Origin of the sequence: Pseudomonas sp. Irchel 3A18, assembly GCF_900187465.1 — a bacterium.
GTDB lineage: Bacteria > Pseudomonadota > Gammaproteobacteria > Pseudomonadales > Pseudomonadaceae > Aquipseudomonas > Aquipseudomonas cichorii.
In genome coordinates this window covers 473,267-489,092 of record NZ_FYDI01000003.1, presented here as the reverse complement: position 1 = coordinate 489,092, position 15,826 = coordinate 473,267, and the positions used below count along the sequence as shown (strand labels likewise).

General features: G+C 59.3%; 11 protein-coding genes and 1 pseudogene. 5 read left to right on the top strand and 7 right to left on the bottom strand.

All coding sequences use genetic code 11. The features are described from left to right. The first annotated feature begins 112 nt into the window (after positions 1-112). Entirely contained in the window at positions 113-2,044 is a 1,932-nt protein-coding gene (locus tag CKW23_RS07925) for an acetyl-CoA hydrolase/transferase C-terminal domain-containing protein (RefSeq protein ID WP_095067355.1), read from the top strand. 7 nt (positions 2,045-2,051) lie between these two features. On the opposite strand, the gene CKW23_RS07920 is transcribed toward CKW23_RS07925, so the two are convergent. The 4 genes from CKW23_RS07920 to rep all read right to left on the bottom strand — a co-directional run bounded on the left by CKW23_RS07920 (position 2,052) and on the right by rep (position 6,534). Further along, positions 2,052-2,876 (bottom strand): sulfite exporter TauE/SafE family protein, encoded by an 825-nt coding sequence (locus CKW23_RS07920; RefSeq protein ID WP_025257938.1) that lies wholly within the window; start codon positions 2,874-2,876, stop codon positions 2,052-2,054. A 74-nt stretch (positions 2,877-2,950) separates the two neighbouring features. Beyond that, the gene (locus CKW23_RS07915; protein ID WP_095067354.1) at positions 2,951-3,835 is read right to left on the bottom strand and encodes an MBL fold metallo-hydrolase; all 885 of its coding nucleotides are present in this window, start codon (positions 3,833-3,835) and stop codon (positions 2,951-2,953) included. 65 nt (positions 3,836-3,900) lie between these two features. Beyond that, positions 3,901-4,470, bottom strand: coding sequence for a xanthine phosphoribosyltransferase (locus CKW23_RS07910; protein ID WP_095067353.1), 570 nt, complete (start codon positions 4,468-4,470; stop codon positions 3,901-3,903). 54 nt (positions 4,471-4,524) lie between these two features. Further along, the gene (rep, locus tag CKW23_RS07905) at positions 4,525-6,534 is read right to left on the bottom strand and encodes a DNA helicase Rep (protein ID WP_095067352.1); all 2,010 of its coding nucleotides are present in this window, start codon (positions 6,532-6,534) and stop codon (positions 4,525-4,527) included. A gap of 203 nt (positions 6,535-6,737) precedes the next feature. Here rep and CKW23_RS07900 point away from each other — a divergent pair, with 203 nt between their 5' ends. Next, positions 6,738-8,402 (top strand): bifunctional diguanylate cyclase/phosphodiesterase, encoded by a 1,665-nt coding sequence (locus CKW23_RS07900; RefSeq protein ID WP_095067351.1) that lies wholly within the window; start codon positions 6,738-6,740, stop codon positions 8,400-8,402. Positions 8,403-8,423: 21 nt separating this feature from the next. Here the strand turns inward: CKW23_RS07900 and CKW23_RS07895 are convergent, their stop codons facing one another. Further along, entirely contained in the window at positions 8,424-9,824 is a 1,401-nt protein-coding gene (locus tag CKW23_RS07895; protein WP_095067350.1) for a NorM family multidrug efflux MATE transporter, read from the bottom strand. A 156-nt stretch (positions 9,825-9,980) separates the two neighbouring features. Here CKW23_RS07895 and CKW23_RS07890 point away from each other — a divergent pair, with 156 nt between their 5' ends. The 3 genes and pseudogenes from CKW23_RS07890 to CKW23_RS27185 all read left to right on the top strand — a co-directional run bounded on the left by CKW23_RS07890 (position 9,981) and on the right by CKW23_RS27185 (position 13,068). Continuing rightward, on the top strand, positions 9,981-10,901 hold the full coding sequence (locus CKW23_RS07890) for a LysR substrate-binding domain-containing protein (protein ID WP_095067349.1): 921 nt from the start codon (positions 9,981-9,983) through the stop codon (positions 10,899-10,901). Between the two features lie 190 nt (positions 10,902-11,091). Continuing rightward, positions 11,092-12,213 (top strand): annotated as a pseudogene (locus CKW23_RS27190) (Cache 3/Cache 2 fusion domain-containing protein); the annotation flags it as partial. After that, the gene (locus CKW23_RS27185) at positions 12,208-13,068 is read left to right on the top strand and encodes a methyl-accepting chemotaxis protein (protein ID WP_371856557.1); all 861 of its coding nucleotides are present in this window, start codon (positions 12,208-12,210) and stop codon (positions 13,066-13,068) included. The pseudogene CKW23_RS27190 and the gene CKW23_RS27185, both read left to right, overlap by 6 nt. Before the next feature lie 57 nt (positions 13,069-13,125). On the opposite strand, the gene CKW23_RS07880 is transcribed toward CKW23_RS27185, so the two are convergent. Together CKW23_RS07880 and CKW23_RS07875 are read right to left on the bottom strand one after the other, a co-directional pair. Further along, entirely contained in the window at positions 13,126-13,641 is a 516-nt protein-coding gene (locus CKW23_RS07880) for a Bro-N domain-containing protein (RefSeq protein WP_095067347.1), read from the bottom strand. Between the two features lie 559 nt (positions 13,642-14,200). After that, positions 14,201-15,694: a YifB family Mg chelatase-like AAA ATPase gene (locus CKW23_RS07875; RefSeq protein ID WP_095067346.1), complete on the bottom strand. Its 1,494-nt coding sequence runs from the start codon at positions 15,692-15,694 to the stop codon at positions 14,201-14,203. Positions 15,695-15,826: the final 132 nt, after the last annotated feature.

The following is a 15,826-nucleotide window of genomic DNA, read 5'->3' as shown; positions in this document are numbered from 1 at the left end:
TACCGGCCTCTCACGAATGAATTCGCTCCAGATCCAATGCTCAGCATATTTGCAGCACTTTCACGAGAACATCGGTCCAACCTCCATCCAGCCACAACCCCGGAGAGTTCGGATGCCCAAGTCCTGTTCCATTGAGCAAGCCGTCGATCATGTCCTCGCGCAGTTGCCCGAGCATATTCACATGGGCATGCCTCTGGGGTTGGGCAAGCCCAATCGGTTCGTCAATGCGTTGTACGAGCGCGTCAGTCAGCTTCCCGAGCGGCAACTGACGATTTATACCGCGTTGAGCCTGGGGCGGCCGCCGGCGGGTGAGGGGTTGCAGGGGCGTTTTCTGGAGCCGTTTCTGGAGCGGGTTTTCGGGGATTATCCTGAGCTGGAGTTCCTGTCGGCACTGCGCCGTGACGATCTGCCGCCGAACATTCACATCCAGCAATTCTTCATGCAGCCGGGCAGCCTGCTCAACAGCGAAGCGGCCCAGCAGAGCTACGTCAGCAGCAATTACAGCCATGCGGCCCGGGACATCAATGCCAGTGGCCTGAACCTGATTGCTCAACTGGTCGCTCACGATGAGCAACGGCCCGGCAAGTTGAGCCTGAGCTGTAATCCCGACGTAACCCTCGACCTGCTGCCGATGGTCGCCAAGCGACGGGCCGCAGGCGAGACGATTCTGATGCTGGGACAGATCCATGCCGATCTGCCCTATATGCCCGGCGATTCCGAGCTGGATGCCGATGCCTTCGATCTGCTGCTGGATGAGCGGGAGCGCAACGTCCTGTTCTCGACGCCCAATATGCCGGTGGGCTTTCAGGATCATTTCATCGGTCTGCATGCCAGCACCCTGGTTCGCGATGGCGGTACTTTGCAGATCGGCATCGGTTCCATGGGCGACGCGCTGACCGCGGCGCTGCTGGCCCGACAAGCCAATAACGAAACCTACAGCGGGTTGCTCGCGGAGCTGAACATGAGCAACTGGCAGACCCTGATTGATCGCGAAGGCGGCGTCCAGCCTTTTGCCAGCGGGCTTTACGGATGCAGCGAAATGTTCGTCAACGGCCTGCTGGTGCTGGCCGACGCGGGGATTGTGCGGCGCAAGGTGTATGCCGATGCCGAGTTGCAGCGTCTGGCCAATCTGGGAACCCTTGATGAAAGTGCTCACCCGGATGGCGTTGTGCTGCATGGCGGGTTCTTCCTTGGCCCGCTGAGTTTTTATGAGCGCCTGCGTGAGTTGCCAGCCGAGCGACTGGCGCAGTTCAACATGACCGCCATCAGTTACATCAACGAACTGTACGGCGACGAAGAGCTCAAGCGCCTGCAACGTCGGGATGCGCGTTTCATCAACAGCGCTTTCACCATGACCCTGATGGGTGCGGCGGTGTCCGATCAACTGGAAGACGGGCGTGTGCTCAGTGGCGTCGGCGGCCAGTACAACTTCGTTTCCCAGGCTCATGCGCTGGAAGATGCACGTTCGATTCTGATCCTGCGCAGCTGGCGGGAGTCGGGCGGCGAGATTACTTCCAATATCGTCTGGGAATACGGCCACGCGACCATTCCCCGTCACCTGCGCGATATCGTCGTGACCGAGTACGGGATTGCCGACCTGCGTGGCCAGACCGACGCCACGGTGATCGAGCGACTGCTGAATATCAGTGACTCGCGCTTTCAGAACGGCCTGATCGAGCAGGCGCAAAAGGCTGGCAAGCTGCCGAAAGGTTTTCATCTCGACCCGCGCTTTACCCAGAACACGCCCGAGCGCCTGAAGGACATTGCGTCCCGCTATCCGGCGCTGTTCACCGAATATCCGCTGGGCTGCGATTTCACTGCACGAGAGCGTGATCTGCTGCGGGCCTTGAACTGGCTCAAAAGCAAATTCAAGCTCACCGAGATTCTGGAGCTGGGCAAGGCCACGCTGGATGCGCCTGAGCCTTCGGCTTATATCGAGCACTTGCAGCGCATGCAACTCGACGAGCCTCAAGGTCTGAAGGAAGAGTTGTACCAGCGCCTGCTGCTGGCCGGGTTGCACAACTCTGCCGGATCAACGTTCTGAATGTTGCTCAGAGGACTGCCTTGAGTGCGCTGAACACCAGCATGGCTGCGGCAATCCAGCCTGCAATGGCGAACAGTTGCTGCAAGCGTGGGCCGGCGAGATAGCCGCTGACCTGTCTGCCGCCTATCAGGCCGATGATCGCTCCGGCCGCGAAGGGCGCGCCGACGCTCCAGTGCATCACGCCCGCCACGGAGGCGCTGATGACGCTGCCGGTGGAGACCAGCGCAATGACTGCCAGCGACGTGGCGACAACGCTTTTCATGTTCAGGTCGCTGTAGCGGGTCAGCGCCGGGATGATGACAAATCCACCACCGACTCCGATCAGTCCCGACAGCAGTCCTGCCGTCATGCCGGTGAGTGTCAGCGCCCGAATGCAGGGCATCGTCCAGCGCAATCTGCCTTGCAGCGGGTTGAGCACGCAGGGCAGAACTTCCTTGCGGCAGGCCGGTGGTCCGTATTTCAACTCGCGGGTGGCCTTGAGAAATATCCGCCCGCAGGCGTACACCATCACGACGGCGAAGATCAGCGCCAGCGGCGTATTGGGCAAGCGATGTGCGAGCCACAGGCCCAGTGGCGACATGAGCACACCGATCCCGGCGATATAGAGCGCGGCGCGGTAGCGGACAATGCCTTGCCTCAAGCCCAGAAACGCTCCGAGTGCTGCCGCCAGACCCACGGCCAGCAAACCGATGGGCGCGGCCTCGACCATGGACAGCCCGAGCCCGAAGACCAACAACGGCACGGCCAGAATGCCACCGCCTGCACCGGTCAGTGCCAGTATGGCTCCTACGATTGCCCCCAGGCCTGCGCCCAGCAGTTGATGCTCATCCATGCCGACTGACGACACGTTCAGGATGAGTGAGGAATATCGGGTTCATTTCAGGCTTTCCGGACGCACACAGCGATTCAAAGAACGTTAAGCGGGATTTTCAGGTAGCTGACGCCGTTGTCTTCCGGCGCGGGGAAGTGGCCGCAGCGCATGTTGATCTGCACCGACGGCAGCATCAGGACCGGCATTTCCAGGGTCGCATCCCGTGCCTCGCGCATGGTGACGAAAGCGTCTTCGTCGATGCCTTCATGCACATGGATATTATTGGCGCGTTGTTCGGCAACGGTGGTCATGTATTGCAGCTCGCGGCCATTGGGCAGGTAGTCATGGCACATGAACAACCGTGTCTGTGGCGGCAGGCTCAGGATCCGGTGAATGGAGCGATACAGCGTTCGCGCATCGGCGCCGGGGAAGTCACAACGGGCTGTGCCGTAATCGGGCATGAACAGCGTATCGCCGACGAACGCGACTGTTTCATCGCCGATCTGTACCAGATAGGTCATGCAGGCAGGCGTATGGCCGGGTGTATGCAGCGCCCTGGCCTGAAGCGAGCCAATGGAAAATACGCCATCGTCATCGAGCAGCACATCGAACTGGGCTCCGTCCCGTGCGAAGTCCTCAGGGGCATTGAACAGCTTGCCGAAGACCTGCTGCACGGACGTGATATGGCTGCCGATAGCGATCTGTCCGCCCAACTGCCGTTTCAGGTAGGGCGCTGCCGACACATGGTCCGCATGCACATGGGTTTCCAGTATCCACTGCACCGAAGCGTCCAGAGCCCTGACCCGTTCGATCAGGCGGTCGGCTGACTCGGTGCGGGTGCGCCCGGACTTCGGGTCGTAGTCCAGCACGCTGTCGATCAGCGCGCACTGCTTGCTGGTCAGGTCCATCACCAGATAACTGATCGTCCATGTATGGCTGTCGAAGAGTCCTTCGACATACAGCCTTTCCCCAATGATCATTGTGGTCTCTCCGTGGCCGTAAATGGCTGTTACCTGTGCAAGCGTAGACAGGCAGCGTGGACGTTCTACTTGAACGTCACCACGCCGTTCGCCAGTGACTCCACCCGTGCCAGGGATTCAACGCGATAACCCTGCGCATCCAGTTCGGCACGACCGCCCTGAAAGGACTTCTCGATCACAATACCCAGCCCGGCCACCTTGGCGCCTGCCTGCTTGATGATCGAGATCAGGGCCTGGGAAGCTTTGCCGTTGGCCAGGAAGTCATCGATGATCAGTACGTTGTCGTTGCTGTTCAGGTGCCGTGGCGAGATGGCGACGGTGCTTTCGACCTGCTTGGTGAAGGAGTAGACCGTAGCCGACAGCAGGTTTTCAGTCAGGGTCAGCGACTGATGCTTGCGGGCGAAGATCACCGGCACGCCGAGGTTCAGACCGGCCATCACTGCCGGAGCGATGCCCGAGGCTTCGATGGTGACGATCTTGGTGATGCCTGCATCCGCGAACAGCCTGGCGAACTCGTCACCGATGGCTTTCATCAGTGCCGGGTCGATCTGATGGTTGAGAAATGCATCGACCTTCAAGACCTGATCGGAAAGTACGATGCCTTCTTCGCGAATTTTCTTGTGCAGTGCTTCCACTTCGGTTCCTTGGGTGCGCCAGTGCGCATGAGTTGATCGTTTTCTGTTCAGGTGTCAGCGCTTGAGCATGGCGCGGATGTCCGCCAGTGCCGTATTGCCGCGCACGGCCTTTACTTCGGTTGGCGTATCGTCGTTGCCTTCCCAGGCCAGATCGTCCGGTGGCAGCTCATCGAGAAAGCGGCTTGGCGCGCAGTCGATGATCTCGCCGTATTGCTTGCGCTTGGCGGCAAAGGTGAACGCCAGCGTCTGTCGTGCGCGTGTGATGCCCACGTAGGCCAGACGGCGTTCTTCCTCGATGGTGTCGGCCTCGATGCTGGAGCGGTGCGGCAGGATTTCTTCTTCCATGCCCATGATGAACACGTAAGGAAATTCCAGGCCCTTGGAAGCATGCAGGGTCATCATCTGCACGCCTTCGGCACCGTCTTCCTCTTCCTGCTGGCGTTCGAGCATGTCGCGCAGGACCAGCTTGCCGATGGCCTCTTCGATGGTCATGCCGCCGTCTTCGTCTTTTTCCAGGGTGTTCTTCAGTGCCTCGATGAGGAACCAGACGTTGCCCATACGGTAATCGGCGGCCTTGTCGCTGGAGCTGTTCTGGCGAATCCAGTTCTCGTAATCGATATCCATGACCATGCTGCGCAGTGCCGCGATAGGGTCGTTCTGCGCACATTGCTGGCGCACGCCGTCCATCCAGCGTTTGAAGCGTTGCAGGCGGTCGGTGTAACGGCTGTCCAGATGTTCGCCCAGACCGATTTCCTCGGTGGCGGCGTACATCGACACCTTGCGCTCGGTGGCGTAGTTGCCGAGTTTTTCCAGGGTCGTGGAGCCGATTTCCCGGCGCGGCACGTTGATGACGCGCAGGAAGGCGTTGTCGTCGTCCGGATTCACGAGCAGGCGGAAGTAGGCCATCAGGTCCTTCACTTCCTGACGGCCGAAGAAGCTGTTGCCGCCGGACAGGCGATAGGGAACCTGATGGTGCTGCAATTTCAGCTCGATCAGCTTGGCCTGATAGTTACCGCGATAAAGGATGGCGAAATCGCTGTAGGGCCGGTCGGTGCGCAAGTGCAGGGTGAGGATTTCCATCGCCACCCGCTCGGCTTCGGCGTCTTCGTTGCGGCAGCGGATCACGCGGATCTCGTCGCCGTGACCCATTTCACTCCAGAGTTGTTTCTCGAAGGCGTGCGGGTTGTTGGAGATCAGCACGTTGGCGCAACGCAGGATGCGGCTGGTGGAGCGGTAGTTCTGCTCCAGCATCACGACTTTCAGGGATGGATAGTCTTCCTTGAGCAGCATCAGGTTTTCCGGCCGCGCACCACGCCAGGCATAGATCGACTGGTCGTCATCGCCCACGACCGTGAACTGGTGACGGGTGCCGATCAGCAGTTTGACCAGCAGATACTGGCTGGCGTTGGTGTCCTGGTATTCGTCCACCAGCAGGTAGCGGACCTTGTTCTGCCACTTCTCCAGAATGTCGGCGTGTTCCTGGAACAGTTTGACCGGCAGCAGGATCAGGTCGTCGAAGTCCACGGCGTTATACGCCTTGAGCGTGCGCTGGTAGTGGGTGTAGACGATGGCGGCGGTCTGTTCCTTGGGGTTGCGGGCATTGGCCAGCGCTTCGGGCGGCAGGATCAGGTCGTTCTTCCAGGCGCCGATCATGTTCTTGATTTCGTCGACGCCGTCGTCGCCCGAATACTCTTTCTGCATGATGTCGGTCATCAGGGCCTTGACGTCGGTTTCATCGAAGATCGAGAAACCGGGCTTGTAGCCCAGCCGCACATGCTCCTTGCGGATGATGTTCAGGCCCAGGTTGTGGAACGTCGATACCGTCAGGCCGCGCCCTTCGCCACCGCGCAGCAGCGTGCCGACCCGCTCTTTCATTTCCCGGGCGGCTTTGTTGGTAAAGGTCATGGCCACGATGTACTGCGCACGGATGCCGCAGTTCTGGATCAGGTGGGCGATCTTGCGTGTGATCACGCTGGTCTTGCCGGAGCCTGCACCGGCGAGCACCAAAAGAGGGCCGCCGACATAGTTCACGGCTTCCTGTTGCCGGGGATTGAGTCGGGACATGACGGTATGGGTAGTCTGTTGCGAAAAAGGTCGGGCATTTTAACAGGCCCGCGCATTTATGCAGCGCTCATCGTTGAACGGCAGGGACAGCTATCTAATTTTTTTGTTTTTGTTACATTTGCCGAATCGCGAATGTGCGTCTACCAGTCACACCCTTTCGTTTGGTTGGTAATCGGTTTTTCCTTTGCAGTTAAGGAGTTAGCGTGCCTGTGCCTGTCGAGCCCCTGAGATTGCTGCTGTTGGCCCGAGAATCTGCATGGCTGGCGCTGTTGAGCAATTGTCTGGCATCGCTGGGCGATGAGGTCATTTTGTATCAGGCCGCTGACTGGGATGCCTTCCAGAAGCAGCCTGACAGTCCGCGTCCTTCCTTGCTGCTGACCACTCCCGAGCTGCAACCTCCTGCCACAAGTTGCCTGTTGCCGACGGTAATGCTGCTCGAAGAGGAACCGTTCGTCGCGCCGATCGGGGCCAGCGACTGGCTGGTCCGCGAAAGTCTGACAGCCGATACCCTTCGCCGCTGCCTGCGCCATGTCCGTGAGCGCGGAGCACTGGAAGACACCCTGCAACGCCTGGCCGGCCAGGACCCGCTGACCGGTATCGCCAACCGACAGGGTTTTCAGACGTTGCTGACAGCCCGTCTGGCCGAAAAAACAGGTTTTGCCCTGGGCCACCTGGACCTCGACAGCTTCCGCCGCGCCAACGATGCCTTGGGCCATCAGGCCGGTGACCGGTTGATCCTGCAGGTGGTGGCGCGACTCAGGAACCCGTTGGACATCGGGGACCAGATCGCCCGTCTGGGCGGTGACGAGTTTGCTTTGCTGATCGACACCCGCCATACGCCCGAACGTGCGGCACAACTGGCCGAACGCATTACCGATGCATTGTCCGAACCCTACTGGATCGATGGTGAAAGCCTGTTGCTCGGCTGCAGCCTTGGCATCGCTCATTCACAGTCCGAAACCGGCGCCGACGCCTTGATGTGGCACGCCCATATCGCCATGCGCCAAGCCAAGAGTCTTCAGGGTTGTACCTTCCGTTTCTTCGACCACACCATCAACCGCAACGCCCGCAGCCTTGCGGACCTTGAGGCCGAACTGCGCAAGGCCTTGCGCACTGACGAACTTGAGCTGCATTACCAGCCGCGCCTGTGCCTGGAAAGCGGTGCGGTGGTGGGGCTGGAAGCATTGGTGCGCTGGCGCCACAGCGAGCGAGGGCTGTTACTGCCCAGCGAGTTCGTGCCTCTGGCCGAGCAGAGCGGCATGATCGTGCCGTTGGGTTACTGGGTCATCCATCGGGCCCTGCGGGACATGCAGGCTTTGCGCGACCGGGGTTTTGCGCCGCTGCACATGGCGATCAACCTGTCGTTCAGGCAGTTTCAGGACAGCCAGCTTCTGCCGACCCTCAGCCGCCTGATCACCGAGCATGAAATCGACGCGCGCTGGCTGGAATTCGAGCTGACCGAAACGTCGGTCATGCGCAGCAGTGAGCAGGTGCGGCAGATCATGGAAGCGCTGCGCCGATTGGGTGTGCGTTTTTCCCTGGACGACTTCGGCACCGGCTTTTCTTCCTTCATGCACCTCAACAGCCTGCCGATCGAACTGCTCAAGATCGACAAAAGCTTTGTCGGTGAAATGGAGCCGCGTGAGGAAAATCGCAAGCTGGTTCACGCAATGATCAACCTGGCCCATAACCTGAGCCTGGAAGTGGTGGCCGAAGGCGTGGAAACCCCTGAGCAACTGGCGCTGCTGCGTAGCTTTGGTTGCAATCAGGTGCAGGGTTACCTCATCAGCCGACCGTTGCCGATGGCTGAACTGGTCGACTATCTGGAGCGGCCGACAGGCGCGCACCCCTCCGCGAAAAAGGTGTAAAGCACGCCCTGTTCGCTTACGTCAGGGATGAATGGCACCCAGATTTTCTTGCGGCTCCTGCCTGGATTTCACCTTAATCAACCGTGCGGTCTTCTTCTCGAACGCATAGGTCAGCGCCACAGCCGAACACAGCAGGCCCAACGCCAGCCCCCACCAGACACCCTCTGCGCCCAGATCGGTCGAAAAGGCCAGCAGCCATGCCGCAGGCGCGGCCACCAGCCAGTAGCAGACCAGCCCGATCAGAAAGGTGGTCTTGGCGTCCTTGAGCCCGCGAATGGCGCCCATGGCGATGGTCTGCATGCCGTCCAGCAGCTCGAACCACGCCGCAATGGCCAGCAGCTTGACCGCAAGGATCACGATCTCGGTGAACGCCGGGTCATCGAGGTCAAGGAACAGGCCGATGACTTGATGAGGCGCGAGCCAGAAAAGTATGCCGAACATCAGCATCACTGCCCCGCCAAACGAAATGCCCAGTCGTCCGGCAGTACGAGCCATCAATACATTGCCCGCACCGTAATGCTGACCGATGCGCATGGTGACGGCGTAGGAAATTCCGACCGGAATCATGAACGCCATGGAGACGGTCTGTACGGCGATCTGATGCGCAGCCATCTGTGTGCTGCCCATGGCTCCCATGCAAAACGCTGCAAAAGTGAACAGGCCAACTTCCACGGCGTAGGTGCCGCCAATCGGCAAGCCGAGGTTCCAGAGCTCTTTAAGGTGGCTGCGGGACAACTGCCACAGCCCTTTGCGAATCGGATAGGCCGCATAAGCAGGATGGCGGCGGATATGCAGCGCCAGCGCCAGAGCCATGCAATTGGTCACTATGGCCGTGATCAGCCCGATGCCCATCAGGCCCAGATTCGGCAGACCGAACCAGCCATGGATCATCATGTAGTTGAGCGCAAAGTTGGCCCCGGCTCCGGCCAGGCTGATGGTCATGACCGGGCCTGCACGTCCAAGGGCACTGGTAAAGCCGCGCAAGGCCATGAACGTGAGCAGGCCGGGAAGCGCCAGCGGCAGGGTGGTCAGGAACTGAGTGGCCATATGGACGTTGACTTCGGTCTGGCCAAACCTGAGCAAAACCGGCTCAAGGTTCCACAACAGCAGCGCAGCCACCAGCGCCATGCCCCATGCCAGCCACAAACCGGCCTGGGTCAGGCGGGTAGCACCCTCTGCATCGTTTGCGCCGTGACGAATCGAAACCAGCGTGCCGACTGCCGCCATCACCCCCACACAGAAAAACGAAACAAAACTGTAGGTAGCTGCGCCCAGACCGCCGCCCGCCAGGGCTTCAGGCCCGATTTTGCCCATCATCACGGTATCGGTGAACACCATCAGCATGTGCGCCATCTGCGATGCGATCAACGGCCCGGCCAGGCGCAGGATGATCCAGAGTTCTTTGAGGGCAGGCTGTTGCATGATGGAAAGGCTCTACTTCAGGTGTACTGATGGGCTGCACATTCTCGGCATTCAAGTGCTCAAGCACAAAGCGATAAATCCGATCATCAGCATGATTAAAACTCATGCGAGTATATTTGGCGTACAGTGGCACATTATTGTGTGGGATATATTCATATGCCTCGTAGTCTTCCTCCGTTATATGCATTGCGCGCTTTTGAAGCGGCTGCTCGGCATACCTCGTTCACGCGAGCGGGAGAAGAACTCTCGATTACCCAAAGTGCTGTCAGTCGTCATATTCATACGCTCGAAGAGTACTTTTCCTGCCGACTGTTTCAGCGTAATGGCCGCAACTTGCAGCTGACTGAAGCCGCTCGTGCCTTATTGCCCGGAATCAGGGACGGTTTTCAGGCGCTTGAGCGTGCCTGCAGCACGTTACAGGCTGAAGAAGGCATATTGCGCATGAAGGCGCCGTCGACCCTGACCATGCGCTGGCTATTGGCGCGGCTCAGTCGTTTTCGTCATCTTCAGCTAGGCAACGAAGTCCAGTTGACCAGCGCCTGGATGGATATCGACGCCGTAGACTTCTCGCAAGAACCTTTCGATTGTGCCGTCCTCCTGAGTCGCGGGCATTTTCCGCCGGACTGGGAGTCGACCCTGTTGTTTCCAGAGTTTCTGATCCCGGTCGGTGCCCCTGCCTTTTTGCAGGATCCGCCCTGGGATGTCGAACGGCTGGCCAGTATCGAGCTGCTGCACCCGACACCGGATCGGCGTGACTGGCGCACCTGGCTGAACCGCATGGGGCTGGCGGACAAGGTTTCGCTCAAGGGCGGTCAGGTTTTCGACACCCTGGAGCTGGGTATGATCGCGGCGGCCCGAGGTTACGGGCTTTCGATGGGCGATTTATTGATGGTTGCTGAAGACGTGGCACAAGGTCGTTTGAGCCTGCCCTGGCGCACTGCAGTATTCAGTGGCGAGAACTATTATCTGGTCTGGCCCAAGACGAGGCCCGGTCTAGAGCGGTTAAGGCGGTTAAGTGACTTCCTGCAGAGCGAGGTTCAGGCGATGGAGTTGCCGAAAGTCGAAATACTTAAATAGTGGTGGCGGTTGGGCGATTTGCCATCTGTTTGCTAATATCCGCATAGCTGACTCAAGTATTTCACTTGCGCGCCGAAGTTACTCTTGAAAGGCCGTTTGTTCAAAACGGTTCAATCTCAAATCCTATTAGAATTTTGCTGGATGGTCGGCCAGGGAGTTGGCGAACCCGATAATTCAGCCTGGAGCCTTTATGTCCAAGCCCCGTGCCCGGATTGCCTCGCAACTCGGTATTGCTTTGGCTGTGATTCTTGCGGTGGTGATAAGCGGTAGCACTCTTTTCGCTTTGCGATCTCTGGACGCTGCCAACCTTGTCATCCGTGAAGAACACATGTCCAGTGAGGCTCGCCTGCTCGCTGACCAGCTCAACACTTTTCACAGCACCTTGCGTGACAGCACGCAGCGCCTGAGTGGGCTGTTTGAAAAGCGTTTTTCTGGCGGCCTGAGCCTGCAGACCGACAAGCCAGTCACCGTGGCCGGGACCCAGACTCCGGGTCTGTATCTGGGTGATACGCCCCTGAACAACGACTTTACCGAGGTCGACGAATTTCGTCGTCTGACGGCAGGTGTCGCCACCATTTTCGTGCGCAGCGGCGATGACTTCATTCGTATCAGCACGTCCCTGAGCAAACAGGATGGCACTCGCGCCATCGGCACCGTGCTCGATCGCAAAGGCCCGGCCTATGAGCGCCTGATGGCCGGTCAGGGTTATGTGGGCAAGGCGGTGTTGTTCGAACGCTACTACATGACTCAGTACAGCCCGGTTCGTGACAGCGGCGGCAAGATCATTGCTGCCCTGTTCGTCGGTTTCGATTACACCGACGCGCAGAATGCCCAGTTCGAGAACCTCAGAAACTTCCGTATCGGCAAGACCGGTTCGTTGGCATTGCTGGACGAGCAAAGCCGCTGGCTGGTTGCACCGGCTGGCGCCAAGTCCCCGGAGAATGCAGCCAAGTCCGTAGCCGACGTAGTCAAGCAGCCTGGCAAAGGCCTTTTCTGGCACGATGGCGAGCAAGACTTCTACAGCGTGGGTCAGCCTTTCAGCGGCGGGCCATGGACTGTAATGGCCAGCATGCCAAGGGACGAAATCAGCGAAGTAACCTGGAGTGTGGGTACCAAGCTGGCCATTGGCAGCCTGTTGGCGATGCTGATCGCGGTGAGCAGTGCCATCTGGCTGCTGCGCAGCAAACTGCGTCCATTATCCGAACTGGTACGTCAGGCCGATGCCCTGGGATCTGGTGACCTGAGCGTGCGCCTGAATGTCTCCAGCCACGATGAAATCGGGCAACTGGCGGGCAGCTTCAACAAGATGAGCGAAGCCCTGTCGAACATGGTTTCCCATATCCGTACTGCGGCTCAGGAAGTGAGCACTCGTGCCCATGCATTGTCCGGCCTGTCGGGCGGCGCTTATGAAGGCATGGAACAGCAGTCCGGTGAAATCACCAGCATGGCCGGCGCGGTTGAAGAATTCAGCGCGACCTCTCTGAACATCGCTGACAACATGAAGAACACCGAGCGTCTGGCGCAGGAAAACGCGCAGCAGACCCGCATCGGCCGTACCTCCATGGATGAAGCCTCGTCTGCGCTGCAACAGATCGCAAGCTCGCTGAACAGCACCGCTACCGTGATCGACACCCTGGGGCAGCGTTCCCAGGAAATCGGCAGCATCGTCGGCGTGATTACCTCGATTGCCGATCAGACCAACCTGCTGGCACTCAATGCAGCTATCGAAGCGGCTCGTGCCGGTGAACAGGGTCGCGGTTTTGCCGTGGTAGCCGACGAAGTCCGAAGCCTTGCTTCGCGTACCCGTCAGGCTACTGACGAAATCTCCGGCATGATCGCCAGCATCCAGCAACAGACCGGCAACGCCATCAGCACCATGCAGCAGGGCAACGTCCTGATGCAGGACGGCCTGTCGCGTAACGCCAAGGTTGCAGCTGCACTGGCCCAGATCGACGAACAAAGCCGCTCCGCCGGTCACCAGTTCGCCGCAATCACCACGGCCACGCAAGAACAAAGCAGCACCGCGACCATGCTCAGCAGCAACCTGCAAAGCATCGCCATGGCCAACAGCGAACAGCGCGAAGTGGTCTCCAACCTGGCAATCACCGCCCAGGAACTCAACTCCCTGGCGGCTGAACTGCGCCAAGAGGTTGATCGCTTCCGGTGATTGGTTTTTCGCGAATGAATTCGCTCCCACAAGGAGTGGATTCATTCGCGAACGGCTTTACGCCAATAATCGTCTCCACCACGGCGTCGCCTTCCCGATACCCTGACGTGACTGCTCCAGCAGAATCTCAGGCATATCCCGAAGGCGTATCCATGGTTCGCTCTGCCAGTTCAGCAAACTCATCGACACGCCCGGCCAATGCATCAAACTCAGCGTTGGGCGTTGCGATGTGGGTGCCTGATCCATATCTCGCAACGTGGGCACGACATGGTGCTCCAGCCACTCACGCAACGGTCCGTTATGTGGCGCGTGATGATAGATCAACAAGGCGTAAGCCCCCGATTCGCTGACCATCAACGTTTCCTGCGTATCCTCATAACGTTTGAGCCACAGGGTTTTGCGCTGATCCGGCGCGAGCTTGCGAGTTCGGTATTCATCCAGAAAAATCCCCATCAAATGACCGAGGTCACGGGCACAGAACCATGTCTTGTCTTGCAGGCGGATGGCGTGCAGATGGGCTTTGTGGCGGATGAAGAGGGTGGGGGTATGGGGTTGAGTCGCGTTTTTATCCATTAGCTGAAGTCCATGATGAAAAATGACTCCGCCACCTTTTGTCGCCAAACAAATAGGTGGCGGCTGTGTGCGGGTTGGCGAACCGGCATGGACACCCGGCAGACCCTAAGGTCTCCCACACACAACAGCCATATAAGCTATGGGCATTCCTGCTCAAGCTTGAAGGGCAATGTTATATGTCCATAAACCAGATCGCCAAATCCGGTAGCTGATTACTCAGATGACCAAGAGATTAATTGGGTGCTAAATCTATAGCTGTCGGGGTTCAGCGTGGCGTCTTCATGGATATATCTGGTCTTGCTGTAAGACCGATCTTTACGGGCATGTGAAGTGGATTGCTCACTAACAGGTGGATCAGGTCCAACTTCTGGGTGCTGTCCGAATTGTGGGAGGGGGCTTGCCCGCGACAGCAATCGAACCAACAAAACAGCCCGTGAAGGCTCAAACATCACTTTGAGCCGAACAAGATAGGTGGCAGCTGTATGCAGGTTGGCGAACCGGCAAGGAGAGACCGGCAGACCTGAAGGTCTCCCACACACAACCGCCATAGAAACCGATCTCAATTGCTGGAAGGCCGATACTGCAACGCCTCGGCCAGATGCCTGCGATCAATCGCATCCTCCTGCTCCAGATCCGCCAGGGTTCTTGCCACTTTCAGCAACCGGTGCGCGGCCCGCAGCGACAAGGTCAATCGCTCGCAGGCCGTTTCCAGCCAGTTTTCATCCGCTGCCGACAACGGACAATGCTCGCGCAGCCCAGGCAGATCGAGAAAGGCATTGGCACAGCCCTGGCGTCGTTGTTGGCGATCACGGGCTTTTGCCACCAAGGCAGCGGCGCTGGCAGTGTCATCGCCGGTTTGTGGTGTCGGGTTGAGGGCAGTGGCTTCGCGAGCGACAGTGAGATGCAGATCGATCCGGTCCAGCAACGGGCCTGACAGTTTGTTGCGATAGCGCTGAATCTGCTCGGTCGAACAACGACACCGCCCGGTGGGCTCACCCATATAACCGCACGGGCAAGGGTTCATGGCTGCAACCAATTGAAAGCGCGCCGGGAACCGTACCCGGTCCCGAGCCCGGGAAATCACGATATGGCCGGACTCCAGTGGCTCGCGTAAAACCTCCAGAACCCGGCGGTCGAACTCGGGCAACTCATCCAGAAACAAAACGCCGTGATGGGCTAATGTTATTTCGCCGGGTTGAGGACGACTGCCACCTCCCACCAACGCCGGCCCCGACGCCGAGTGATGAGGTTGTCGAAAAGGCCGCTGCGGCCAACTGCTCAGCGGCACCTGACTGGCCACCGATTGAATCGCCGCCACCTCCAGCGCTTCATACTCATCCAGCGGCGGTAGCAGACCGGGCAAGCGACTGGCGAGCAGGGTTTTGCCCGTACCCGGTGGGCCGCTGAAAAGCAGGTTGTGCGCCCCGGCCGCAGCAACCACTAATGCGCGCTTGGCGGCGGTCTGGCCCTGAACCTCGCTCAGATCCGGGTAAGGCTTGGGCTGATGCAAAAGCCCGCTGCTCTGATAAGGCGGGATGGGCGTGCGCCCATTGAAATGCGCGACCAGCTCCAGCAGATGATTCACCGCGATGACCCGCAACCCCGAAGCCAGACACGCCTCCTCGGCATTGGCCGCCGGCACGATCAGCGTACGCTCCGCCGCCCTGGCCGCCAGCGCCGCAGGCAACACCCCCTGAACCGACCGAATCGCCCCGGACAACGCCAGCTCGCCGAGACACTCCACATCCTGCAATGCCAGCAACGGCAACTGCCCGCTGGCCCCCAGCAACCCCAACGCAATGGCCAGATCAAACCGGCCGCCATCCTTCGGCAAATCCGCCGGGGCCAGATTGAGCGTGATCCGCCGCGCCGGAAAATCCAGCCCAGAATTGATAATGGCGCTGCGCACCCGATCCTTGCTTTCCTTGACCGCACCTTCCGGCAAACCGACCAGCGTCAGGGTTGGCAGGCCGTTGGCCAGATGGGCTTCGACCGTAACGGCAGGTGCTTCCACGCCAACCTGGGCGCGGCTGTGGACGATGGCGAGAGACATGATCTTCCTTGATAACGAGAGCCGCTTCCTGCGGTGTTGGGAAGGATAGATGGGGTTTGGGTTGGGTGGGAGAGGGGGATTTGTACTGTTTGTGTCTGTATTAGCGGATGCAGAACTCTGAAGGCTATAGGT